Here is a 21,096-nt window from a genome sequence, read left to right as displayed (position 1 = left end):
GCCCCTCCCGATGCCCCCCACCATCACAGCGTTCGCAAACTCACCCGACCGCGGCCGCGGACAGGCCCGCGACATGCGGGTGCGCTGGGCGCTTGAAGAGGTGGGGCAGCCTTACGACGTCCGTCTGGTTTCATTCGAGGACATGAAGGCGCCCGCGCATCTCGCGCTGCATCCGTTCGGGCAGATTCCGACCTACGAGCACGGCGATCTCGCCCTGTTCGAGTCCGGCGCGATCGTGCTCCATATCGCCGAGCGTCACGCCGGGCTGCTGCCGACGGAGCCGAACGCCCGGGCCCGCGCGATCGCCTGGATGTTTGCCGCGCTCAGCACGCTGGAGCCACCGATCGTCGAGCTCGGCATGGCGATGCTGTTCGAGCGCGACAAGAGCTGGTACGCGGAGCGGCTGCCGATGCTGCAGGACCGCGTCCGTGTCAGGCTCGGCGAATTGTCCCGCCACCTCGGCGACGCCGACTGGCTCGACGGTGCGTTCAGCGCCGGCGATCTCATGATGGTGACGGTGCTGCGCCGGTTGCACACATCGGGCCTGCTGAACGAATATCCAGATATCGCCGCTTATGTCGCCCGCGGCGAAGCGCGGCCGGCTTTCAGGCGGGCGTTCGACGCGCAATTGGCGATATTCACCGCTGCATCGAAGGGTTCCCAGGACCGTTAGCGCCCTACAGATCGAAATTGGTCGGCAGCATCACCACGTCACGAATTGTCATGCCGCGCGGTCGCGTCAACATGAACATCACCACGTCAGCCACTTCGCTGGCCTCCAGGAGGCTTCCCGAGTCCCTGGCTTCCTTCAGCTTCTCCGGCGGCCAGTCCGCGAGCAGCGAGGTCACGACCGGGCCGGGCGAGATCGAGCCGACGCGGATGCCGTGCTTGAAGACCTGGCGCCGCACCGTCTGGACGAAGCAGTTGATCGCCCATTTGGACGATGCATAGACCGGCTCCCATGGCGTGGGAAAATGCGCCGCCAGCGAGCTCGTGTCGCCGGTCCCGCGCGCGATCATGTGCGGCAGCACGTCGTGCACGTTCTTCATCACGACGTTGACATTCAGGTTCAGCATCCGGTCGATCGCCATGGTGTCGGCATCGACCAGATCGCCACCGATATACGTCCCGGCATTCGCATGCAGGATATCGAGCTGGCCGGCCTGCTCCAGAACGCGCGGCAGCAGCGTTGCACAGTCTTTTGGGTCCAGCAGATCGATGAGCAGCGGGATCACCGCGTCGCCGTGCTTGTCGCGGAGCGCCTTCAGCGCGGCCTCATCGCGGTCGACCATCACCACGCGCGCGCCGGCGGCCAGCATCGCCTCGGTGCTGGCCAATCCGATGCCCGACGCAGCCCCGGTCACGGCCGCCACCTTGCCGTCCAACTTTCTCGCCATGGGATCCCCATCTTGCCGAGGTCACTGGGATCGTGAGTATAACGACCCCGGCCGGAATTGTCGGGAAGAGATGGTGGGCGCGGCGCTTGCGCCCCATTTCCCCCTACGACATCGGCCTTACCGCAGCGTGATCGCGAGCCCGCTCAGGTCCGCATTCGCCATCAGGCCGACCTGCGTGCCGGACAGCTCGAGCACGGCGCCCTTCTGGTTGGTCAGCACGATCGCACGCGCGCCGCGGCCCACCGCGATGCCCGCACCGGCGGCGCCATAGACGCCGGCGATGTCGGAGGGCCGGTTGATGTTGGAGACGCGGCCGCGCAACACGGTCTTGGAGCCGCCGAAGACGAGGCCGTAGTCGAGACCGCCGGTCGAAAGCGAATAGGCGCGGCCGCGGAAGTTCATCACGCCCGAGCCGCCGGAGCCGCCGATGATCCAGCCCGCCTTGTAGATCGTCAGCACCACGGTGCCGCCGTCGGCCAGAGCCGAGGTCGAGAGGCCGGCAAGCGCGGCAATGCCGACCAGCGCGGCGCGGAGGGTGGATGCGAACTTCATGGGAGTCTCCGGGGGCTATTCTTCAAGGAGGGAAACGAATCGAACGAGCGGAATCTATCCGATGGATCGGGGCGGCAACATGATGGGATGGGCGTGAGTCGCGGTCTGTAGCAACACACTCAACTGTCATCGCCCGGTTCAACCGGGCGATCCAGTATTCCAGAGAGAGCGATAGTGAACCGAAAAGCCGCGGCGTACTGGATGCCCCGGTCAAGCCGGGGCATGACGGCGGAGTTTGGCGCGACAAGACGCTCACCCGCCATCATGCCATTCTGCCCCTGTTTTGCCCGACGGGGCAACGATTATTTTGTTTTTCCCGAAGTGAAAAAGAAAGCTCAACGATTCCTGCTGGATGCCTACTGTGCATGGGGTTGTTTTCGCGTTTTTTGTTGGAGGCGCCCCGAGCTGCCGCTACGCTTGCGCGTCCAGCCGTCCATCCGAGGTGATCCCATGCCGATCCAGCACTTCGCGCCCCCGCCGCACGTCAAGGCGCCGCCGCTGTCCTTTGCCACGCGCGCCGGCGATCTCCTGTTCGTCTCCGGCATTCCCGGCTTCGACGCGACCGGCGCGCTGCCCGACGGCTTCGATGCGCAGTTCGCCAACGTCGCCGTCAACATCAAGCGCGTGCTGGCGGAGGCCGGCGCCGAGATCCGCGATCTCGTCAAGGTCAACGTGCTGCTGACCCGCGCCTCCGACGTGGCCGCCATGAACGCGCTCTATGCCGGCGCCTTCGGCCCGCCGCCTTACCCTGCCCGCACCACCTGCGTGGTCCACGCACTGCCCGATCCGAAGATGCTGATCGAGATCGAGGCGGTGGCGTCGCTGGCCAAGAGTTAGACGTGTGATCGTCAGGCGATAGTCAAGGGATAAGGGTCGTCCGAACAGCCGACCAACGGCTGACATATCCGTGAACGGTCGCCGCCCCGCTTGCCAGCCACGCAGATTTGCCGCACCAGTTTTCTCTCACGTTCCCATCAGGAGATATTTCATGCGTCGCGTTCTCGCCCTTTGTGCCGTTGCCGGCATCGCCACCTCCGTGTTCGCCGTGCCGGCCTCTGCGGCAGTCGGCTATTACGTGATCCGCTGGGACAACACCGGCATTTGCCAGGTCTGGAACGAGGACCTCAAGTACAAGCCGTTCCAGTGGGGCGTGTCGACCTACAAGGTCGTCAGCAAGCCGCTCCCGACCTTCACGGCCGCCTCGGAGCTCCAGATCAAGCTGCGCGCGGAGCGCCGCTGCACGCTCTAGGCGTGAGGCGACAGACCGGATTTCAAAGGGCGGATCGCGCAAGCGGACCGCCCTTTTCTTTTGGACGGACCACCGGTTTTTCGGCCGACGTCACGCATTTTCCGCGCACACGCTTTGAACCTGGCCGGTTGGCGGACCCACTCACATCTTGTCCGGGGCGCACCAGCGTCCGACTCCAAGTCTGACGTCCGTAGCCCGGATGAGCGAAGCGATATCCGGGAATTCCCGGTCAGCCTCCCTGGGCTCGCTCACCGAAAGCAATCCCACTTTCGCCGGCATCGCCCGCCCAGTCTTCCGAGAGCAATCCCGCCCGCGCATATCGGTGAAAGGACGAATGCGGCCAATCACAAACGCGCTGGACGTAGCGATGCTTGACGGGGTTGAAGTGAATGTAATCCACGTGGCGGGCGAAATCATCTTCGTCGCGAACCGTGTGCTCCCAGTAGCGTCGTTGCCACAGAGCCAATTCTCCATTGGAGTGGCGGGCTACGTCGATACCCGCATGCAGTAGTGCGCTGCTGAAATGCCCCTTGATCCTTCGCCAACGTCCCGCGAAATCGGCGTCATGCGGCGGGAGGCTCATGACGACATGCAAATGGTCCGGAAGGATCACGATCGCATCGACCTCGAACGGGCGCTCCCTGCGAGCGGCCCGGAAGGCATCACGCAGGGCGCCAACGTTTTCAATCAAAATGGTCGATCTGCGGTCGAAGAGCGCTACAGTGAAAAAGTAGGTGCCGCCGGCGAAGAAAATTTCTGCGATACAAAACCATGGGCTAGACCCGTCCCGGATGTCGCTTCGCTCATCCGGGCTACAGGATAGCACATGAGCCCTCACGCGTCCTTGTACGCGCGGGGATGGATCAGGATATCGCGCGCGGCGGCGAGGTCGATGAAGGCTTCCGCGCTGCCGCCCCGGTCGGGGTGCATGCCCTTGGCGGCGCGGCGATAGGCCTGATTGATGTCCTCGCAGGTGAGCTGCACCGCGAGCGGCAGGCCGAGCACCCTGCGGGCGCGATCCTCGCTGGACAATGTCTTCGGCGCAGCATTGCGGCGGCCGAAGCGCGGCGCGGTCAGATCGTGAACGACATCGAGCACCACGCCGAGACGGCGGCGGGCCGCCAGCGTGACGCTGTGATCGTCGTTGTCCACGGCCTGGCGCAGCACCGGAAGCGCCTGCTCGGCGGCCTGGCGCAGCATGGTATCGGTGCTCATCCGCGCGATCTCGGCCACCAGCCGGCCCGCCTCGGCCCAACCGGCGCCGTCCGCCGACCGCAGGCGTTCGAGTGCGAGTTTCCAGGATTCGAGCCGTTCCATCATGCGCGCAACGTTTAGCAATCAAGATCAGTATGCCAAGGGCGCCGTTTCCGCCCCCTTAATTTCGAGTTAGCCTTTCATGAAACTTCGAAAAGAAATCGGGAGGAAATTGTCATGGCATTGCTCGCAAACCATATCGCCGTCATCACGGGCGCCGGTTCGGGCATCGGCCGGGCCATCGCGGCCGGCTACGCCCGCGAGGGCGCGCAAGTGGTGCTGCTCGACGTCAACGCCGACACGGTCGCGGAAGCCGCCGAGGGGATCCGCAAGTCCGGCGGCAAGGCCGAGAGCTTTGCACTCGACGTCACCAAACGCGACGACTGCTTCGCGCTCGCCAGGCAAGTCGCCGACAAGGTCGGGCAGGTCTCGATCCTCGTCAACAATGCCGGCATCACCCGCCGCAACGCCTTCACCGCGGAGCCGGAAACGGTGGCAAAGGACTGGAACGACATCATCTCGCTCAACCTCAACGGCCTCTTCAACATGACGCAGGCGTTCCTCGCGCCCTTGCGAGCAGCCAAGGGCCGCATCGTCAATATCGGATCGATCCAGTCCTTCGTGCATCTGCGCACGCCGAGCTCGGCGGCCTACACCACCTCGAAACACGGCGTGCTCGGCTTCACCAAGGCGCTCGCGGTCGAGCTCGGCAAGGAGGGCGTGCGCGTCAATGCAATCGGGCCGGGCTTCATCGAGACTAACATCAACGCCAATGTGCGTGCGACCAATCCGGCGCTGGTGCAGGCTTTCGTCGATCACACCCCGCTGGCGCGCACCGGCAAGCCCGAGGACATCGTGGGTCCCGCGATCTTCCTTGCGTCGGACATGTCGGCCTACGTCACGGGAACGATCGTGATGGTGGATGGCGGATACCGGACGGTGTGAGCGGGAGGGATGCCTGCTTTGCGGGGTATGCTCGCAGGAATATGCAATCCGTGCCAATCGCGGCGGCGCGGCGGCATTCCCAAGGTCAATTCGTGCGATCGCCCGCTGTTAACCTTTCGTTAACCAAACCCGCCCACCGTAGATCTACGGCTTGGGGGTCGTTTGTTCTCGATCCGCTTCCAAAGACGGAAGCGGGCGTTGATCGGGGAGTGTGTCGATGACCACTGTTCATGTCGCTGCGTCCGAACCGGGCGCGTATGTCCTTTCACCGAACCAGATCGTTCCGCTGCTGATCGGCGCGACCGTCGACGAGGTCGAGCGTGAGCTCGTGCTGCAGACGCTCGCCCGCTGCGACGGCAATCGCACGCGCGCCTCACGCGTGCTCGGCCTCTCGGTGCGCACGTTGCGCAACAAGATCAGGCTCTACGCCGCCTCCGGCATCGAGGTGCCGGCCTATCACGACTAGCGCGCGACGTGCCGCCGATTGATGTTGATCCAGCCGGCGCGCTGTCCGAGTGGAATTGCTGCTGTCGTCAAACGCCGCTAATTACTTGCTTCCGGTCAAGGGAGCAGCGGCGTGGCAGACGAACAAAAACGGCAGGGACCTCAGGGACCGCGCGGACGGCAGGGCGAACCGGGGCGGCCGGGACCGCAGGGTCATCCAGGCAAGCGCGGGCCCGATGGCGCGCGTGGCAAGCCAGGTCCGCAGGGCAAGCCGGGCCCGATCGGAAAGCCTGGACCGCTGGGCAAGCCCGGTCCGCAAGGCAAGCAGGGCGAAGCCGGCCCGCGCGGGGCGGCCGGTGCACAGGGACCTGTCGGACCGCAGGGGCCGGCGGGGCCGCAGGGCCCGCGCGGCGAGGCCGGTCCGCCCGGCCAGTTGCCGTCGATCGAACAGGTGCTGCCGTGGCTCGATCAGCTGTTCGACGCCTGGGACGAACGCCGCCGCCAGCGCGAGCATGAGGCTGCCGAGCGCGAGGCGCTGGAAGCCGCGGTGCAGGAGACCGACGACGCGCCCCTCGATGACGAAGACGAGGACAGCGAAGGCGATCACAGGAAGAAGAAGAAAAAGAAGAAGCACGGCCACAAGGACTGACGGACGAATCTATTTCGTCCCATTCTCGCGTCGCGGCAGCATGCCCATGCGCTCGAACTGCCAGCGCATGGCGCGGTACCAGAGATAGCCGACCGCTGCGCCGCACAAGGCCAGGATCACGACGTTCGCGCTCGAGAACGAGCCGCTCCACCACGTCATCCACGCGGTCCACAGCAACGTGAAAACGATGGCACCTGCTTTCAGCGGAAGAAGGGGGCGGCTCATGGTCGTGCTCCGGGGTGTCAAAAGCCCGGCGAACATCATCGCGCGCTGAGACCGTTGTCACCGTGAGGCAGGTCACGGAACGGACCTTCGAGCCGCCTAACCGAACCGCAGCCGCGAACGTTCCTTGGCCTTTTCCGCTTCGACCTCACGATCACGCGCCGGCGCATGGGTGTGCAGCGACGTCAGGAGTTTTCGCGCAGCCTCCGAGACCTCCGCCACCGCACGATCGAAGGCCGCCTCGTTGGCCTGCGACGGCTTGTTGAAGCCGGACAGTTTTCGAACGAACTGGAGCGCGCTGGCGTGGATCTCATCCTCGGTCGCCTCCGGCTCGAAGTTGAACAGCGTCTTGATGTTGCGGCACATGCAGTCTCTCCTGACCTTTCCCCCAAAGGACGACCGGCGAAAACGAAATCCTACATCCTTCCGCACAGTTCTGCTAAGTTCCGCCGCAACGCGGCCGCCGACCAGAGCCGCACGGGGGAAATAGACATGAAAGCTTCCTGCGCGGCGCTGTCAGCCATCCTGTTGTCCGTCTCGTTGGCGGCCATCTCGACGTCCGCATGGGCGGCCGATTATCCGGCGCCGAAGCAGGGCGACTGGATCGCCAAGGATTTCAAGTTCCACACCGGCGAGACCATGCCGGAGCTGAAGCTGCACTACACCACCGTGGGGGAGCCGAGCGGCCAGCCGGTCCTTGTGCTGCACGGCACCGGCGGCTCGGGCGCGAGCATGCTGTCGCCGGCCTTCGGCGGCGAGCTGTTCGGCGCGGGGCAGCCACTGGATGCCTCCAAATATTACATCATCATCCCCGACAACATCGGCCATGGCAAATCGTCAAAACCGTCCGACGGGATGAAGACGAGCTTCCCGAAATACGATTACGACGACATGGTCGAAGCTCAGTATCGCCTGGTGACGGAAGGGCTCGGGGTCAAGCATCTGCGGCTCGTCATCGGCAATTCGATGGGCGGCATGCACACCTGGTTGTGGGGCGAGAAATATCCGAAGGCGATGGACGCGCTGATCCCGATGGCCTCGCAGCCGACCGAGATGGCATCCCGAAACTGGATGCTGCGGCGGATCATGCTCGACACCATCCGCAGCGACCCCGACTACAACGGCGGGAATTACACCAGCCAGCCGCGCATGATGAAATACGCCATCACCGCCTACGGCATCGCGAGCATCGGTGGAACGCTGGCCTATCAATCGCAGGCGCCGACGGCGGCGAAGGCCGACAAGATCGTCGACGAGCGGCTGGCCATGCCGATCACGGCAGATGCCAACGACTTCGTCTACCAGTGGGAGTCTTCGCATAACTACAATGCCGGCGAGAAGCTGGAGGCCATCGAAGCGCCGCTGCTGCTGATCAATTCAGCCGACGACGAACGCAACCCGCCTGAGACCGGCATCACGCACGCTGCGATGACGCGGGTCAAGAACAGCAAACTGTATCTCATTCCGGCAAGCACCGAGACGCGCGGCCACGGCACCACCGGAAACGCCAAATTCTACAGCGAGCAGGTCCAGCAATTTCTGCAAGCCGCGCCGCAGCAAACGATCGAATCTGCGCGCCGCTGATTTTGCATCGCATCAACGGCCGTCTAGCCCGCATATTATTTGAGCATGCATTACGCTGACGGCTCGGGCTTAATTGCGTCGATGTCCGAATCGACGCGCGGGATAATCGCGCGCCAACGGCACGACACGCGATGAGGAGGATCGCATGCACAGGCTCGCACTGTGCGTTTGGCTGGCCGCACTGACGGGCGCCGCGTTCGCGTTCGACAACGGGCAATATGATCACGTCCCGCCCGACATCCGCGCCTGGTTCAAGAGCGTGATCGCACCGAACGGCGTGCCATGCTGTGACGTCTCCGACGGCCATCGCACGGAGTACGACGTGCGCAGCGGTGCCTATTGGGTGCCGATCGAGGGACAATGGATGGAGGTGCCCGAGCGCGCCATCATCCGCGACCGCGGCAATCCGGTCGGCCAGGCCGTGGTGTGGTACGTCCGTCACCGCGGCGCCATCATCATCAGTTGCTTCGTGCCGGCGGATGCGGTGTAGCGCGATAGCGCCTCGACGCGGCGCGTGCTAGCTCGGCCGATAGCTCCTGTGAACGACAGAACGCGAGCTCGCGCTCTATCCGCCTTGCGTGTGGGCGGCAAGCATCAAGCAGGTCCTGGAGGGCATCGACCTTCCACCCATCTCCAACAGCTGGCTCTATCACGGGCCGCGGCTGGCGCTGCAGCCAGTCCTGATCTGGTGGGCTCTGAACTGCGCTGGCGTGATCGACTGGACGCGGCGGCGTGACAAAGGGGGATAGCGATCGGGCCGAGAGATGATATTCTCGGGGCATTCCACCAGGGAGACCTTCGTGACTGATCTTTGCGCCGAAGACCTCGCCACCATCTATGCCCAGCCGAGCCCGCGCGTGATCGCGAAAGCGCGCCCCGCAATCGACACGCATGCGAAGAAATTCATCGAGATGTCGCCGTTCTGCGTGCTCGCGACATCGGGAGCGGACGGCAGCGTCGATGCCTCACCACGCGGCGGCGGCGTTGGCTTCGTCCACGTCGCCGGCCCCAACCAGCTGCTGATGCCTGATCGCTCCGGCAACAACCGGATCGACAGTTTTCGAAATGTCGTCGAGGGCTCGGGCTTCGTGCATCTGTTGTTCTTCGTCCCCGGCATCGACGAGACGCTGCGCGTCGGCGGCCGCGGCTCGCTGTCCGCCGATCCGGACCTGCTCGCCTCGATGGTGGAGTTTGGCAAGTCGCCGCGCGCGGTGCTGAACGTCGCCGTCAGCGAAGTCTATTTCCACTGCGGCAAGGCACTGATGCGCTCGAAGCTTTGGTCGTCCGAGAAGGTGCCCCGCTCGGTGATGCCGAGCATCGTCGAGGTGGTCCACGAGCAGACCGGCCTTGGTGAGCCGCAGAGTCAGGAGATCGTGGAAGAGCTCTACAAGACGCAGTTGTAGCTGGCGTCCAGGCTGTCGTCCCGGCCTGGTGCGCAATCGCGCATCAGGCCGATACGGAGTTGTGCCATCGCTAACGCGCCGAACTAATGCCCGTCCCCCTCGAGCCCGCCAACGTGCTTCTGGGTGTAGAGTTCGAGGCCGATGCGGCCGATCAGGTCGAGCTGGGTCTCGAGGAAGTCGATGTGGTGCTCCTCGTCGCTCATCAGCTTCTCGAACAGATCACGCGTCACGTAGTCCTTGACGCTGTGGCAGTAGGTCGCCGCTTCCTGATAGAGCGCCCGCGCGCTCATCTCGGCGGCGAGATCGCACTCGATGATCTCCTTGACGTTCTGGCCGATGCGCAAGGGATCGAGCACCTGCATGTTCGGGAAGCCGTCGAAGAACAGGATTCGCTCGGTGAGCTTATCGGCGTGCTCCATCTCCTCGATGGACTCCTTGCGCCAGACCTTGGACATGTCCCGCAGGCCCCAATTGTCGAGGAACCGGTAGTGCAGCCAGTACTGGTTGATCGCAGTCAGCTCGTGACGCAGCGCCTTGTTGAGATAGTCGATAACTTTTGCGTCGCCCTGCATGGTTCACTCCAGCTCTTGCAGTCCAAATCGGCCGTAAACCGAATTTAGAACGCTTCTAAATGAGTTTGAAGACTGGGGCAACCGGCTACGGAGACGCAGCCGGGGAAAAGCTCAGTAAGGGTTGCGGAAGATTTCAGCAGGCCGCGAGGGCGAACTCGGCCGGCTGGGCCGTCTCGTCATTGGCAGCCACAGTGTGGTTGTGCGGGCAGCCGGAGCAGCAGGACGAGGCACAGGGGCCGAGCGCTTCATCGATAATGGTCTTGATCGTCCGGGCGCAGCGGCCGCATTCGGCGCTACAGCCGAGACATCCATAGACCTGCTTGGCATGGCGCACGGCGTCGTCGGACTCGGCGACGGCGGCGCGGATGTCGTCATCGCTCAGCACGTTACAGGAACAAACGATCATGGAAGCGGCAGGCCCTTTGGTGATGCGCCATCATCGATATTTAAGGGGCCGGCCGGATGCAAAAGGAAAAAGCGGAATTTGAAGCTATTCCAAACTAGCCCGCAAACAGCCTAGAACGGCTCTAAAACAGGGCCTTGCTCTGGATCAAGATTGCGGCGGATCTAGTCGCCTCCACCATCGCCGCCCCCGCAATCTCCGCCACTACTGCCGCCATCGCTGCTGGAACAGCTGCCGCCGTCGGTCGAGCTGCTGGAACTATCGCTGGAAAACCAGCTCCCCAATGAGAAGCCGTCGCTCGTGCCCGCGGAGGTGTCGCCACCGCTATTGCCGCTGGCCCCGGCGCGGGAGCGCCGCTGGCCGCGGTTCTGGAGATGGGTGATCCAGCCGTAGCCGATCGCGGAGACGATCCCGGCAGCGATCAATGCATTTATCATCGCGCTACCGATCATCGCCCTCCCCTGGCAGAGCTGCGGTCCACGGTAATTGGTCGTCCCCGTCAAAGGTGCCGTTCATTGATCATTCAAACGAAGCATGGAACTTTACCCTCAAAGAGTTCCCGCGTGTTTGCTCGAAAGGTCAGCCAATGAAGAAGTCGCTCCTGGCAATTGCTGCCGTCGCCGCTGTGGCCCTTAGCGCCATTACACCAGCCCAGGCGCAACGCGGCGTCGCCGCGGGTGTGGCAGCCGGAATCATCGGCGGCGCCATTGTCGGTGGGGCGCTGGCCTCTCCGTATTATTACGGGCCAGGCCCTGGCCCGGGCTACGCATATGGTCCCGGATATGGCGCCGGCTACTATCCGCCGCGCTACTATGCGCCGGGCCCGGGCTACGTCGCGGACGACTATTACGGCAACGGCTGCGTCTGGCAGAAGCAGCGCTTCTGGGACGGTTATGCCTGGCGCGTCCGCCGCGCCAGAGTCTGTAGCTGAAGTCGCCCCAACCGGTCCAGATGCGCCGTTCATTTAGGGGCCTGAAAAAGACCGCTTTTTCTCGTCACAGCTCCGTGTGCGTTTACCGCGGATTGACCATTTGCGCGCTTCCTAGCTGCAAGGCCAATTCCATCAGAGTCTGCGTGAACCTTTGAACCCCGGGCGCTCCTAACAAGGAGCATCCATCTCTCAGGAGAGCCAAGAGTATGAAGAAGACTTTAGTTGCCGCCCTCACGGTTGCGACGATCGCCGGTTCGCTGGTGACCGCCACGCCGTCCGCCCAGGCCCATGACGGGGTCGGCGTCGGCATCGCAGCCGGCCTGATCGGCGGCGCGATCGTCGGCGGCGCCATCGCATCGAGCCGTCCCGCCTATGGTGGACCGGTTTATGTGGCCGAGCCCGGCCCGCCGCCCCCGCCCTGCTACTGGCAGCGCCAGCGCTACTGGGATGGCTACGGCTGGACCGTCCGCCCGGTTCGCGTTTGCTACTGATCTGATCGCATGGCGCTCATGAGCGCCGCGATCGAAGCCCGGCCGAGCACCTCGGCCGGGCTTTTTCTTTTGCCAACCCTGCGTTATCAGCCCTGCGCACCTATCGCGCCGCCTGGATCGAGCGCAGCACCTCTTCGCTCGGCCAGCAATCGACCTTGAGGCCTGCCGACTTCTGGTAGGCGCCGAGCGCAGCGCGCGTCTGCATGCCCGCCTTGCCGTCGATCTTGTCCTTGTAGAGCCCGACGCGCGTGAGCCCCCGCTGCATCGCCTCGACGTCCTTGGTCCGCAATTGCTTCGAGGCAGACCATGGGGTCGCGAACGGTTGCGGGCTCGTCATGCGGTCGGCGAGATGTCCGACGAACAGCACGTAGAGGTCGGAAAAATTGTATTCCTTGATCACGAAGTAGTTCTTCGTGGTCAGGAAGGACGGGCCGTAGATGCCTTCAGGCTGCAGCAGGGAGGCCGGCTGTGCCTGCTCGGCGGCAGTGAGCTTTTGTCCACGCACCGGTACAAAGCCTTCGCGCAGCCATTGGCCGATCGGCTTCGTCACCTCGGGCACGCCGGCGGTGCAATCGACTTTGGCCGGTGCCTGCACCTCGTAGGCCCAGCGTACACCGCTCTGCCAGCCCTTGTTGACGAGCTGCTGCGCGGCGGAGGCCAGCGCATCCGGCACCGAGTGCCAGATGTCGATGCGGCCGTCGCGGTCGAAATCGACGCCATGCTTGTAATATTCGGACGGCAGGAATTGCGTGAGCCCGGTCGCACCGGCCCAGGACGAGCGCATGTCCTTGCGTGTCACTACGCCGTCACCGAGAATTTTCAGCGAGAGGATGAACTCGTTGCGATAGCTGTCCTTGCGGCGGCCGACATAGGCCTGCGTCGCCAGCACGCGGACGAGATCGTAAGGCAGCGTATAGCGGCCATAGTCGGTCTCGCGGCCCCAGATCGCCAGCATCACGGTAGCAGGCACGCCGGAGTTTTTCTCGATCTCGGTCAGCGCGGGGCGATATTTTTGCAGCAACCGCTGCCCCTCGCCCGCAAGCCGCGCGATCGAGGCTTCCCTGACATAGTCGGCCGGCACCTGCACGAACTCGGCCTGTGACGGCGCCCCCGTTGCGGGACGCCCCGGCAGGATCAGATCCGGCAGCTTGTAGTCCGGCTCGAGCCCGCGCGTCTCTCGCTCGAACGTCGCGCGCGACACGCCGGCGGCCTCCGCCTCCGGCCACAGCGAGGCGATGAACTGCGCGAAGGCGGCGTCGGCAGCGCCCGCGGGCGACAGGCCGCAGGTGATAGCGATCACCGCAGCTATCAGCACCCGCCGCATCATTTTGAGATCACCGCGTCAGCTTCTTGTACTTCACGCGGTGCGGGATGATGCTGTCCTGGCCGAGCCGGCGCATCTTGTCCTTCTCGTAGTCCTGGAAGTTGCCCTCGAACCATTCGACATGGCTGTCGCCTTCGAAGGCCAGGATGTGGGTCGCGATGCGGTCGAGGAACCAGCGATCATGGCTGATGATGACGGCGCAGCCGGCGAAATCCTCCAGCGCCTCTTCGAGCGCACGCAGGGTGTCGACGTCGAGGTCGTTGGTCGGCTCGTCGAGCAGCAGAACGTTGGCGCCGGATTTCAGCATTTTCGCAAGGTGCACGCGGTTGCGTTCACCGCCGGAGAGCGCGCCGACTTTCTTCTGCTGGTCGGCGCCCTTGAAGTTGAACGACGAACAATAGCCGCGTGAATTGACTTCCCTCTTGCCGAGCAGGATCAGCTCGTTGCCGCCGGAGATCTCCTCCCACACGTTCTTGCTGCCATCGAGCGCGTCGCGCGACTGGTCGACGTAACCAAGATGAACGCTCTCGCCGATCGTGATGGTGCCCTTGTCCGGCTCCTCCTGCTTGGTGATCATCCTGAACAGCGTGGTCTTGCCGGCGCCGTTGGCGCCGATCACGCCGACGATACCGCCGGGCGGCAGCTTGAAAGTGAGATCGTCGATCAGCATGCGATCGCCGAAACCTTTGCTGAGCCCTTCGAAGTCGACCACGTTCTGACCGAGTCGCTCGGCCACCGGAATCGTGATTTGCGCGGTCTGTGTCTGCTTTTCGCTCGCCTGTTTCAGCAGTTCGTCATAGCGCTGATAGCGCGCCTTGGACTTGGCCTGGCGGGCTTTCGGCGAGGACGCGATCCATTCCTGCTCTCGGGCCAGCGTCTTCTGATGCGCAGCGTCCTCGCGGCCCTCCTGCTCGAGCCGCTTCTGCTTCTGCTGCAGCCAGGACGAGTAATTGCCCTCGTAGGGAATGCCCTTGCCGCGATCGAGCTCGAGAATCCAGCTCGTGACGTTGTCGAGGAAGTAGCGGTCATGGGTGACGATCAGGATCGCGCCGGGATAGTTGCGCAGATGGCCTTCCAGCCACGACACCGACTCCGCGTCGAGATGGTTGGTCGGTTCGTCCAGCAGCAGAAGCTCGGGCTGGTCGAGCAGCAGCTTGCAGAGCGCGACGCGGCGGCGCTCACCGCCGGAGAGTTTCGACACGTCGGCATCGTCGGGCGGACAGCGCAGCGCGTCCATGGCCTGGTCGACCTTGCTGTCGAGATCCCAGAGGCCCTGGGCCTCGATCTCGTCCTGCAGCTTGGTCATCTCGTCGGCGGTCTCCTCGGAGTAGTTCATCGCCAGCTCGTTGTAGCGATCGAGGATGGCCTTCTGCTTGGCGACGCCCAGCATGACGTTCTCGCGCACGCTCAATGCCGGATCGAGATGCGGCTCCTGCTCGAGATAGCCGACGCGGGCGCCCTGGGCGACCCAGGCCTCGCCGTTGTACTCCTTGTCGAGGCCGGCCATGATTTTGAGCAGCGTCGACTTGCCCGAGCCATTGACACCGAGCACGCCGATCTTGGCGTCCGGGTAGAAGCTCAGATGGATGTTATCGAGCACCTTCCGGGTCGGGTAGCTCTTGGTCAGGCCCTGCATGAAATAGATGAACTGGCGCGCCATCGGTCCCGAAAACCTTCGATTTGAGGAAATTTGCTTGCCGCCGATGTAGCGATCCCGCCCCGAAAGGGCAATGTTTTCCCTCCGTTCACCACGGATGAATACGGGACGGACACCATCCCGCCGCCGATCCGGACAATTGAAACCATCTTTTAATAAATCAGGCCAAAGCTCGGTTTCGCGCGGAAACAGCGCCACCCGCTCAGAATGAACGGGAGCACAGCGAGACAGCGTCATGGCCATGATCGAGACCAACTCCCTTCCCGTTCCGGCGGAAGCCGGCAGCGCCTCCGCATTTGCCTCGGAGATCAAGGGCTTCTGGAAGCGCTTCTTTGCCACCGCTTTCAACCCCTACCGGCCCGAACTGCATTACATGCGCGGCCCCGGCCCGGCCTGGCGCGCCAAGCACGGCATGAATGCGCCGTTCCGGCTCAAGCCCCGCGACCTCTGAGCCTTTATCACCTGTTGGATTTTTGAAGACGCGAACGGCTTGCGCACGGTCCTGATTGCGCGCAACCATGGCCTGGTTCCACCTCTCGCCATGGAAGAACGCTGATGACGCGGCTGCGCTGTGCAATTCTCGACGACTATTTCAACCTCGCCCTCGACGTCGCCGATTGGCAAAGCCTGTCCGACCGCATCGACGTCACCGTGTTCAGCCATCCCTTCGTCTCCGAGCAGGCCGCGGCGAGCGCGCTGGCCGATTTCGAGATCGTCTGCGCGATGCGCGAGCGCACCGCGTTCCCCAAGAGCCTGTTCGAAAGCCTGCCGAAGCTGAAGCTCCTGCTGACGTCAGGCATGCGCAACGCCTCGATCGACATGGAGGCCGCCAAGGCGCGGGGCGTCACGATCGGCGGCACGCAATATTCGCGCGATCCGACCGCGCCCCTCACCATGGGCCTGATCCTGGAACTGACCCGCGGCATCGGCCGCGAGAACGCGCGCATGCATGCGGGCGAGCCCTGGCAGGCCTTTGCCGGCGTCGAGATCGAGGGATTGACGCTCGGCGTCGTCGGGCTCGGCAAGCTCGGCAGCAAGATGGCTGATATCGCGAAGGCGTTCGGCATGAACGTGATCGCCTGGAGCCCGAACCTGACCCCGGAGAAGTGCAAGGACGTCGGGGTCGGCTATGCCACCAAGGAGGAGCTGTTCACCAAGGCCGATATCGTCAGCATCCATGTGGTGCTGAGCGAGCGCTCGCGCGGGCTGGTCGGGGCTTCCGATCTCGCGCGGATGAAACCGACGGCCTTCCTCGTCAACACCGCGCGCGGGCCGATCGTGGACGAGCAGGCACTGCTCGAGGCGTTGCAGCAGAAGAGGATTGCAGGCGCCGGCATCGACGTGTTCTCGGTCGAGCCGTTGCCGACGGACCATCCCTTCCGCAAGCTCGACAATCTCGTCCTGACGCCGCATCTCGGCTACGCCACCGCGGACGGCTTGCGCATCCATTACGGCCAGATGGTCGAGGCGATCGACGCTTTCACCAAGGGCGGTGAGCTGCCGCGCAAGCTGGCCTGATGCCTCAGGCCGCCGAGCGCTGGCTGGTGGGCTGCCGTGCCGCATCGGCAAAGCCGTCGCGCCAGGAGGCATGCGCCGGCAGCCAACCGAGCTCGCGCTTGGCCTTGCCGTTGGAGGCTCCACGCACCTCCGTCATCATCGCAACCATATGCTCGCCCGCAAGCAGGCGCCCGAGCCAGGCGGGGATGTGACGCGGCGGCTTGGCACCGAGGAGTTCGGCCAGCGCGGGCAACCAATCCTTCACCGGCGCCGGATGATCGTCGACGATATTGTAGATGCTGCCGGTGCGTCCGCGTTCAAGCGCGGCGAGCGTGGCAGAGGCTGCATCTTCGGTGTGAATGAACGACCACGTGCCGCCGCCGTCACCGATCACCGGCACACGCCGCTGGCGCAGCTGGTCGATCATCGCCGGCGAGAGCGTGCCGGTGCCGGGTCCATAGAAGAATCCATAGCGCAGCACGATGCCCTCCGGCTTCGTCGAAGCGGTGACGATTCGCTCCAGATAGCGGATTGCCTCAAGCGTGCGTCGCAGCTCTCGCGGTGGATTCGAGTCGAGTTCATCGGTCTCGGTCTTGACCGTTCCCCCGGCGCGACTGAAGGTCCAGCCGCAGAAGCTTTGCGCGATGAAGCGCTTGGCGCCGGCCTCGCGCGCGGCGTTGAGCAGAATGTCGGTTCCGCGGGTGCGGAGCTCGTTGGTTCGCTTGAAAGCCCGATCGAAATGCCGGAGGTCCGTGGCGGCCGCGAGATCTGTCATCTGGTGGATGACGGCGTTGGGCTTTGCCGCAATCACCGCAGCGCGCATGCTGTCGGCATCGAGGCCGTCGGCAACGACCGTCTCCGCACCCAATCGCCGCACAAGGTCTGTTTTTGCCGCACTCCGTGTCGTGCCGATCACCGAATGACCCGCGGCGACCAGCGCCGGAACAAGATACTGACCGACCGCGCCGGTCGCGCCCGCAACAAAGATGCGCATCCTGTGCTCCTCAATTCGTTGCAATCCTCCCGGACGTAATCGAGGTGCGGAGCCGTTCAAGTATGCGCAAGTGAGACTTGCACGCATGCGTCAAATGATGACGGCGCGTGACCGAAGGCCACGCGCCGTCATCAGATCAATTCTTGCGAGGCCGATTCAGCGCACGGTGACGGGTGCGGGCAACGGCGGCACCACTGTCGGCTGGGTGCCTCCGACCGGACCGGTCTGCGCGGCCATTGGCGCGGGGCCTGCAGCGACGGGCACGGGCGCGGCGGATGCGGTCGCAGTTCCCGGCGACGGACCACCCGGCATCACGACCACGCGGGTGCCGACCTTGACGCGATCGAACAGGTCGGAGACGTCCTCGTTCAGCATGCCGATGCAGCCGGAGGACACGAACTTGCCGATGGTCGAGGGCTGGTTGGTGCCGTGAATGCGGTAGACGGTCGAGCCGAGATACATCGCGCGGGCGCCGAGCGGATTGCCGGGACCGCCGGCCATGAAACGCGGCAGATAGGGCTGGCGCTCGATCATCTCGGTCGGCGGATGCCAATCCGGCCACTCGGCCTTGCGGGTGATCTTCTGCACGCCGGTCCAGGTGAAGCCGTCCCGGCCAACGCGGACGCCGTAGCGGATCGCACGGCCGTTGCCCAGCACGTAATAGAGGTAGGTGTTCGGGGTATCGACGATGAGTGTTCCGGCCGGCTCCTTGGTCGCCAGCGAGACCTCCTGACGGCGCAGGTTCTGCGGCAGCTGCGCCGGAGCAGCGTCAGGCTGCTCCTCGGGCGGCAGCGAGGCGATCGCCATCGGCCGACCGTCGGCACCAACGGGTGGCTGCCCGGCTTGGACCGTTCCGGTCGCGGCGGGACCACCGACCGCCTCGGGCGGACGCAGGCCGTCACTGCCGGGCGCCTGAGTCGGACGATCGGCGTAGATCACCGCGGGCGGGCCGGCAGGGCGGCCGTAGCGCGGGTCGTCGGGCGACGTCACGGGACCCTGCGGCGGCGCGGCCGAGTAGACGGGGGCACCTGCGGGACGGCCATAACGCGGATCATCGGGCGACATCACCGGACCCTGCGGCGGCGCGGCGGAATACACCGGGGGAGCGCCGGGCGGACGGCCGTAACGCGGATCCGGACCGGGCGGCGGCAGCGCTGCCTGCGGCATCGCATCATCTTCATCGTCGAGCGCGTCGAAACTCGGCGCGCGGTCGCCGGGCCGATATTCGGCCGGCGGCGCGCCATAGCTCGGCGCCTGCTGGACCGGATAGCTCTGGGCCTGTGCGAGCGAGGTTCCCGCCGCAGCGACTGTTGCGGCAGCGCATATCGTCAGAAAATGTTTGATCATCATCGCTCTTGTATAGTCCCCGGGCCCCGTCCGGACCGTTAACGGCCAGATGACGGAAGATAGCGGCACATTCAAGACATTACAGGCGGATTTGTGCCTGATTTGCCGATTTGTGATCCGCAAGACTACCGTTGCCTCCTTGCATCACGGGGCGAAAATCAGCCCACGCCCGAGATCGCCGGAGTCGCCGGCTCCGTTTTTTACGGAACGGCGCGGAATCGTTGCGGTATGTTCGAATCAGCCTGATTCGCCTCCGCTTTGAGCTTCGATCCCCGCGTGGCGAACGCGGCAAGCAGTACCGTCACCGCGTTCAGATGGCTCATGGGCCCTGGCCACTTCACCGCCGGGGCGGAAATTCGCAATCCCTCGATGCTTCCCGGCTTTCGCTTCCTGTTTGCCGCGATCCTGCTGTCAGCCTCCATCCTGGTATTCGGCCTGGGCGCCGCCGCGCTGCTGCGGGCGAGCCACGAGCAGTATGTCAGCAACCCCTCCTGGCGGAACGGCCCGCAGGAGCAGGTGTTTGCACAAGCTCCCGAGCCGGCCCAGCCGGTGCTCGCGGTCCTCCGCGTCGAGCCGGAAGCGGCCACCGATCCGACGCCGTCGCTGCGCGATCAAGTCCCGACCATCGCACTGCCGATGAGCGAGCCCGAACAAGTGGTCGCGCTGACGACTGAGACCGACGGTCAGCCGCAGGTCGTTGCACCTCCGGCTGACGTCCCGGCCGAACCGGCCAATGCGGAGACCAAGGCCGAGACGACGACGGACGCCGCGGTGCAGGCCTCAAGCAACACGCTTACTCCGGCCGACGCCAGCGCATCCATCGCCGAGGCCAAGCCCGTTGCGATCGCTCTCGCGAGCAAACCAACACCTGCCGCCCCCAGCGGAGCCTCGGCTTCGTCCAGGTTCGACATGGCGAGCGCGAAGTTCGCCGCATTGAACGACCCGGCGACCACGGCTTGGGAGGGTCCGCCGGCGAAGGCCAAGGCCGGCTCTAAGGCCGACAGCAGGTCGCCGGAGAGCAAGGCGACCAAGCCGCGGGCGCATCGCGTCAAGAAGCGCCGCCGCATTGTCCGGCGCGCGCCGCCGCCGGTTCAGCAACTCGATCCGTTCGGACAACCGCAACCCACGCTCGCCGCAACGACGACCGCGCGCGCACGTCAGTAGGGTTACGCCGGCCCGGTTGCGATCGGCGGTCCCTTTTCCTGGCCCCATTCCGACCATGAGCCATCGTAGAGCGCGGTGTCGGTGATGCCGAGGCGATAGAGCGCCAATGTCAGCACGCCGGCGGAGACCCCGGAGCCGCAGCTCGTCACGATCGGCGCATCGAGCCTGACGCCGGCGTTGGTAAAGGCAGCGCGGAGATCATCAAGCGGCTTCATCGTGCCGGTCGCGGCGTCGAACAGGAGATTGTAGGGCACGTTGCGCGCGCCCGGGATATGGCCGGAGCGGATGCCTGCGCGCGGCTCCGGCGCCCGGCCCTCGAACCGGTCGGCGGCGCGCGCGTCGATCACCTGCTCGGCACGGCTTTCGACGTTGGCGATCAATTGCTGCATGCTGCGCACGCGTTTTGAATCGTAGCTGGCCGTGAACGTCGCAGGCTTCGGCTTCGCCTCGCCACTCTCGACCGGACGCCCCTCGGCGCGCCACTTCTTCAGGCCGCCATTGAGGATGCGCACATTGCCGTGCCCGAAAGCCAGGAACATCCACCACGCGCGGGGAGCAGCGACCCAGCCGCCGGCATCATAGATCACGACGGTGTCGGCATTGGAGATGCCGAGATGACCGACGTCGCGGCCGAACTGCTCGGCACTCGGATACATGTGCGGCAGCGGGTTGGAATGGTCCGAGATCGCATCGACGTCGAAGAACACCGCGCCCGGCAGATGCGCGGCGAGATAATCGTCCTTCGGCAATGGCAGCACACCCGGCAGCTTGAAGCTGGCGTCGAGCACCTTGACGTTGGCGTCATTGATGTGGGCGGCGAGCCATTCGGTAGAGACGAGGGGATCGGTGGGCATGCGAGATCTTTCTATTATTCCGCGCGAGCGTAACGTGAGCGAGGTTGAAGCAGTGCGCATCCAACTCCGCTGTCATGGCCCCGCCCCGGGGCCAATTGGCGCAAGGGCCCGGGGCCCCAGTATTAAAGAGGCGAGTTTTTATTAGGCGAGAGGCCCCCGCGGT

At 64.6% G+C, this 21,096-nt stretch carries 27 protein-coding genes and 2 pseudogenes; 15 read left to right on the top strand and 14 right to left on the bottom strand.

What is annotated here, in order from left to right; genetic code table 11:
- The first annotated feature begins 10 nt into the window (after nt 1-10).
- Nucleotides 11-673 (top strand): glutathione S-transferase family protein, encoded by a 663-nt coding sequence (locus AC0L23_RS12395; RefSeq protein WP_085385368.1) that lies wholly within the window; start codon nt 11-13, stop codon nt 671-673.
- Between the two features lie 4 nt (nt 674-677).
- Here the strand turns inward: AC0L23_RS12395 and AC0L23_RS12390 are convergent, their stop codons facing one another.
- Both AC0L23_RS12390 and AC0L23_RS12385 read right to left on the bottom strand, forming a co-directional pair.
- Nucleotides 678-1,397: an SDR family oxidoreductase gene (locus AC0L23_RS12390; protein WP_085385367.1), complete on the bottom strand. Its 720-nt coding sequence runs from the start codon at nt 1,395-1,397 to the stop codon at nt 678-680.
- A gap of 117 nt (nt 1,398-1,514) precedes the next feature.
- Complete coding sequence (locus tag AC0L23_RS12385; protein ID WP_085385366.1) at nt 1,515-1,949, bottom strand: hypothetical protein; 435 nt, start codon at nt 1,947-1,949, stop codon at nt 1,515-1,517.
- Between the two features lie 450 nt (nt 1,950-2,399).
- Here AC0L23_RS12385 and AC0L23_RS12380 point away from each other — a divergent pair, with 450 nt between their 5' ends.
- A complete protein-coding gene (locus AC0L23_RS12380; RefSeq protein ID WP_085361452.1) occupies nt 2,400-2,786 on the top strand; it encodes a RidA family protein in 387 nt (128 codons plus the stop codon).
- Nucleotides 2,787-2,937: 151 nt separating this feature from the next.
- Nucleotides 2,938-3,198: a hypothetical protein gene (locus tag AC0L23_RS12375; protein WP_007613673.1), complete on the top strand. Its 261-nt coding sequence runs from the start codon at nt 2,938-2,940 to the stop codon at nt 3,196-3,198.
- Nucleotides 3,199-3,427: 229 nt separating this feature from the next.
- Here the strand turns inward: AC0L23_RS12375 and AC0L23_RS12370 are convergent.
- A pseudogene (locus AC0L23_RS12370) lies at nt 3,428-3,971 on the bottom strand (REP-associated tyrosine transposase).
- A 61-nt stretch (nt 3,972-4,032) separates the two neighbouring features.
- Nucleotides 4,033-4,518, bottom strand: a complete 486-nt coding sequence (locus AC0L23_RS12365; protein WP_085385365.1) for a molecular chaperone DnaJ — start codon at nt 4,516-4,518, stop codon at nt 4,033-4,035.
- A gap of 111 nt (nt 4,519-4,629) precedes the next feature.
- Here AC0L23_RS12365 and AC0L23_RS12360 point away from each other — a divergent pair, with 111 nt between their 5' ends.
- From AC0L23_RS12360 to AC0L23_RS12350, 3 genes are all read left to right on the top strand, one after another.
- Nucleotides 4,630-5,397, top strand: a complete 768-nt coding sequence (locus AC0L23_RS12360) for an SDR family NAD(P)-dependent oxidoreductase (RefSeq protein ID WP_085385364.1) — start codon at nt 4,630-4,632, stop codon at nt 5,395-5,397.
- 217 nt (nt 5,398-5,614) lie between these two features.
- The gene (locus tag AC0L23_RS12355) at nt 5,615-5,863 is read left to right on the top strand and encodes a helix-turn-helix domain-containing protein (RefSeq protein WP_018454141.1); all 249 of its coding nucleotides are present in this window, start codon (nt 5,615-5,617) and stop codon (nt 5,861-5,863) included.
- 111 nt (nt 5,864-5,974) lie between these two features.
- Entirely contained in the window at nt 5,975-6,490 is a 516-nt protein-coding gene (locus AC0L23_RS12350) for a collagen-like domain-containing protein (RefSeq protein ID WP_085351859.1), read from the top strand.
- Between the two features lie 9 nt (nt 6,491-6,499).
- Here the strand turns inward: AC0L23_RS12350 and AC0L23_RS12345 are convergent, their stop codons facing one another.
- Nucleotides 6,500-6,715: a hypothetical protein gene (locus tag AC0L23_RS12345; protein WP_018454140.1), complete on the bottom strand. Its 216-nt coding sequence runs from the start codon at nt 6,713-6,715 to the stop codon at nt 6,500-6,502.
- Nucleotides 6,716-6,811: 96 nt separating this feature from the next.
- Nucleotides 6,812-7,078, bottom strand: a complete 267-nt coding sequence (locus tag AC0L23_RS12340; protein WP_018454139.1) for a DUF2277 domain-containing protein — start codon at nt 7,076-7,078, stop codon at nt 6,812-6,814.
- A gap of 126 nt (nt 7,079-7,204) precedes the next feature.
- Here AC0L23_RS12340 and AC0L23_RS12335 point away from each other — a divergent pair, with 126 nt between their 5' ends.
- From AC0L23_RS12335 to AC0L23_RS12320, 4 genes and pseudogenes are all read left to right on the top strand, one after another.
- Nucleotides 7,205-8,296, top strand: coding sequence for an alpha/beta fold hydrolase (locus AC0L23_RS12335; protein ID WP_085385363.1), 1,092 nt, complete (start codon nt 7,205-7,207; stop codon nt 8,294-8,296).
- 145 nt (nt 8,297-8,441) lie between these two features.
- On the top strand, nt 8,442-8,786 hold the full coding sequence (locus AC0L23_RS12330; RefSeq protein WP_085351861.1) for a hypothetical protein: 345 nt from the start codon (nt 8,442-8,444) through the stop codon (nt 8,784-8,786).
- Between the two features lie 67 nt (nt 8,787-8,853).
- Nucleotides 8,854-9,045 (top strand): annotated as a pseudogene (locus tag AC0L23_RS12325) (hypothetical protein); the annotation flags it as partial.
- A gap of 51 nt (nt 9,046-9,096) precedes the next feature.
- The gene (locus AC0L23_RS12320) at nt 9,097-9,699 is read left to right on the top strand and encodes an MSMEG_1061 family FMN-dependent PPOX-type flavoprotein (RefSeq protein WP_026232674.1); all 603 of its coding nucleotides are present in this window, start codon (nt 9,097-9,099) and stop codon (nt 9,697-9,699) included.
- An 83-nt stretch (nt 9,700-9,782) separates the two neighbouring features.
- On the opposite strand, the gene bfr is transcribed toward AC0L23_RS12320, so the two are convergent.
- The 3 genes from bfr to AC0L23_RS12305 form a co-directional block, all read right to left on the bottom strand.
- Complete coding sequence (gene bfr / locus AC0L23_RS12315) at nt 9,783-10,271, bottom strand: bacterioferritin (RefSeq protein WP_018454135.1); 489 nt, start codon at nt 10,269-10,271, stop codon at nt 9,783-9,785.
- 133 nt (nt 10,272-10,404) lie between these two features.
- Nucleotides 10,405-10,677, bottom strand: coding sequence for a (2Fe-2S)-binding protein (locus AC0L23_RS12310; protein WP_027570626.1), 273 nt, complete (start codon nt 10,675-10,677; stop codon nt 10,405-10,407).
- Between the two features lie 161 nt (nt 10,678-10,838).
- Complete coding sequence (locus AC0L23_RS12305; RefSeq protein WP_085385362.1) at nt 10,839-11,126, bottom strand: hypothetical protein; 288 nt, start codon at nt 11,124-11,126, stop codon at nt 10,839-10,841.
- A 134-nt stretch (nt 11,127-11,260) separates the two neighbouring features.
- Between AC0L23_RS12305 and AC0L23_RS12300 the strand changes: the two genes are divergently transcribed.
- Both AC0L23_RS12300 and AC0L23_RS12295 read left to right on the top strand, forming a co-directional pair.
- Nucleotides 11,261-11,605 (top strand): hypothetical protein, encoded by a 345-nt coding sequence (locus AC0L23_RS12300; protein WP_085351862.1) that lies wholly within the window; start codon nt 11,261-11,263, stop codon nt 11,603-11,605.
- Nucleotides 11,606-11,811: 206 nt separating this feature from the next.
- Entirely contained in the window at nt 11,812-12,096 is a 285-nt protein-coding gene (locus AC0L23_RS12295) for a hypothetical protein (RefSeq protein ID WP_007613695.1), read from the top strand.
- A 100-nt stretch (nt 12,097-12,196) separates the two neighbouring features.
- Here the strand turns inward: AC0L23_RS12295 and AC0L23_RS12290 are convergent, their stop codons facing one another.
- On the bottom strand, nt 12,197-13,423 hold the full coding sequence (locus AC0L23_RS12290) for a lytic murein transglycosylase (RefSeq protein WP_085351863.1): 1,227 nt from the start codon (nt 13,421-13,423) through the stop codon (nt 12,197-12,199).
- 7 nt (nt 13,424-13,430) lie between these two features.
- A complete protein-coding gene (ettA, locus tag AC0L23_RS12285; protein ID WP_018454130.1) occupies nt 13,431-15,080 on the bottom strand; it encodes an energy-dependent translational throttle protein EttA in 1,650 nt (549 codons plus the stop codon).
- Nucleotides 15,081-15,312: 232 nt separating this feature from the next.
- On the opposite strand from ettA, the gene AC0L23_RS12280 reads away from it, so the two are divergent.
- Entirely contained in the window at nt 15,313-15,528 is a 216-nt protein-coding gene (locus AC0L23_RS12280) for a hypothetical protein (RefSeq protein WP_018454129.1), read from the top strand.
- 104 nt (nt 15,529-15,632) lie between these two features.
- Nucleotides 15,633-16,595, top strand: a complete 963-nt coding sequence (locus AC0L23_RS12275; protein ID WP_085351864.1) for a D-2-hydroxyacid dehydrogenase family protein — start codon at nt 15,633-15,635, stop codon at nt 16,593-16,595.
- Nucleotides 16,596-16,599: 4 nt separating this feature from the next.
- Here AC0L23_RS12275 and AC0L23_RS12270 read toward each other — a convergent pair whose 3' ends face one another.
- Both AC0L23_RS12270 and AC0L23_RS12265 read right to left on the bottom strand, forming a co-directional pair.
- Nucleotides 16,600-17,568, bottom strand: coding sequence for an NAD-dependent epimerase/dehydratase family protein (locus AC0L23_RS12270; protein ID WP_085385361.1), 969 nt, complete (start codon nt 17,566-17,568; stop codon nt 16,600-16,602).
- A 156-nt stretch (nt 17,569-17,724) separates the two neighbouring features.
- Nucleotides 17,725-18,915 carry a L,D-transpeptidase family protein gene (locus tag AC0L23_RS12265; RefSeq protein ID WP_018454126.1) on the bottom strand — a complete coding sequence of 397 codons (1,191 nt, stop codon included), beginning with the start codon at nt 18,913-18,915 and terminating at the stop codon, nt 17,725-17,727.
- A 321-nt stretch (nt 18,916-19,236) separates the two neighbouring features.
- On the opposite strand from AC0L23_RS12265, the gene AC0L23_RS12260 reads away from it, so the two are divergent.
- Nucleotides 19,237-20,079, top strand: coding sequence for a hypothetical protein (locus tag AC0L23_RS12260; RefSeq protein ID WP_085385360.1), 843 nt, complete (start codon nt 19,237-19,239; stop codon nt 20,077-20,079).
- Between the two features lie 2 nt (nt 20,080-20,081).
- On the opposite strand, the gene sseA is transcribed toward AC0L23_RS12260, so the two are convergent.
- The gene (sseA, locus tag AC0L23_RS12255; RefSeq protein WP_085361463.1) at nt 20,082-20,933 is read right to left on the bottom strand and encodes a 3-mercaptopyruvate sulfurtransferase; all 852 of its coding nucleotides are present in this window, start codon (nt 20,931-20,933) and stop codon (nt 20,082-20,084) included.
- Nucleotides 20,934-21,096 lie beyond the last annotated feature (163 nt).

This window comes from Bradyrhizobium sp. MI1.4 (assembly GCF_055811315.1).
This window is presented reverse-complemented; position numbering and strand designations above follow the sequence as displayed.

Bases quoted from the DNA above. Each gene is read 5' to 3' on its own strand.
- AC0L23_RS12395 (WP_085385368.1), top strand. From the start codon at position 11: ATGCCCCCCACCATCACAGCGTTCGCAAACTCACCCGACCGCGGCCGC.
- AC0L23_RS12390 (WP_085385367.1), bottom strand. From the start codon at position 1,397: ATGGCGAGAAAGTTGGACGGCAAGGTGGCGGCCGTGACCGGGGCTGCG.
- AC0L23_RS12385 (WP_085385366.1), bottom strand. From the start codon at position 1,949: ATGAAGTTCGCATCCACCCTCCGCGCCGCGCTGGTCGGCATTGCCGCG.
- AC0L23_RS12380 (WP_085361452.1), top strand. From the start codon at position 2,400: ATGCCGATCCAGCACTTCGCGCCCCCGCCGCACGTCAAGGCGCCGCCG.
- AC0L23_RS12375 (WP_007613673.1), top strand. From the start codon at position 2,938: ATGCGTCGCGTTCTCGCCCTTTGTGCCGTTGCCGGCATCGCCACCTCC.
- AC0L23_RS12365 (WP_085385365.1), bottom strand. From the start codon at position 4,518: ATGATGGAACGGCTCGAATCCTGGAAACTCGCACTCGAACGCCTGCGG.
- AC0L23_RS12360 (WP_085385364.1), top strand. From the start codon at position 4,630: ATGGCATTGCTCGCAAACCATATCGCCGTCATCACGGGCGCCGGTTCG.
- AC0L23_RS12355 (WP_018454141.1), top strand. From the start codon at position 5,615: ATGACCACTGTTCATGTCGCTGCGTCCGAACCGGGCGCGTATGTCCTT.
- AC0L23_RS12345 (WP_018454140.1), bottom strand. From the start codon at position 6,715: ATGAGCCGCCCCCTTCTTCCGCTGAAAGCAGGTGCCATCGTTTTCACG.
- AC0L23_RS12340 (WP_018454139.1), bottom strand. From the start codon at position 7,078: ATGTGCCGCAACATCAAGACGCTGTTCAACTTCGAGCCGGAGGCGACC.
- AC0L23_RS12335 (WP_085385363.1), top strand. From the start codon at position 7,205: ATGAAAGCTTCCTGCGCGGCGCTGTCAGCCATCCTGTTGTCCGTCTCG.
- AC0L23_RS12330 (WP_085351861.1), top strand. From the start codon at position 8,442: ATGCACAGGCTCGCACTGTGCGTTTGGCTGGCCGCACTGACGGGCGCC.
- bfr (WP_018454135.1), bottom strand. From the start codon at position 10,271: ATGCAGGGCGACGCAAAAGTTATCGACTATCTCAACAAGGCGCTGCGT.
- AC0L23_RS12310 (WP_027570626.1), bottom strand. From the start codon at position 10,677: ATGATCGTTTGTTCCTGTAACGTGCTGAGCGATGACGACATCCGCGCC.
- AC0L23_RS12305 (WP_085385362.1), bottom strand. From the start codon at position 11,126: ATGATCGGTAGCGCGATGATAAATGCATTGATCGCTGCCGGGATCGTC.
- AC0L23_RS12300 (WP_085351862.1), top strand. From the start codon at position 11,261: ATGAAGAAGTCGCTCCTGGCAATTGCTGCCGTCGCCGCTGTGGCCCTT.
- AC0L23_RS12295 (WP_007613695.1), top strand. From the start codon at position 11,812: ATGAAGAAGACTTTAGTTGCCGCCCTCACGGTTGCGACGATCGCCGGT.
- AC0L23_RS12290 (WP_085351863.1), bottom strand. From the start codon at position 13,423: ATGATGCGGCGGGTGCTGATAGCTGCGGTGATCGCTATCACCTGCGGC.
- ettA (WP_018454130.1), bottom strand. From the start codon at position 15,080: ATGGCGCGCCAGTTCATCTATTTCATGCAGGGCCTGACCAAGAGCTAC.
- AC0L23_RS12280 (WP_018454129.1), top strand. From the start codon at position 15,313: ATGGCCATGATCGAGACCAACTCCCTTCCCGTTCCGGCGGAAGCCGGC.
- AC0L23_RS12275 (WP_085351864.1), top strand. From the start codon at position 15,633: ATGACGCGGCTGCGCTGTGCAATTCTCGACGACTATTTCAACCTCGCC.
- AC0L23_RS12270 (WP_085385361.1), bottom strand. From the start codon at position 17,568: ATGCGCATCTTTGTTGCGGGCGCGACCGGCGCGGTCGGTCAGTATCTT.
- AC0L23_RS12265 (WP_018454126.1), bottom strand. From the start codon at position 18,915: ATGATCAAACATTTTCTGACGATATGCGCTGCCGCAACAGTCGCTGCG.
- AC0L23_RS12260 (WP_085385360.1), top strand. From the start codon at position 19,237: ATGGGCCCTGGCCACTTCACCGCCGGGGCGGAAATTCGCAATCCCTCG.
- sseA (WP_085361463.1), bottom strand. From the start codon at position 20,933: ATGCCCACCGATCCCCTCGTCTCTACCGAATGGCTCGCCGCCCACATC.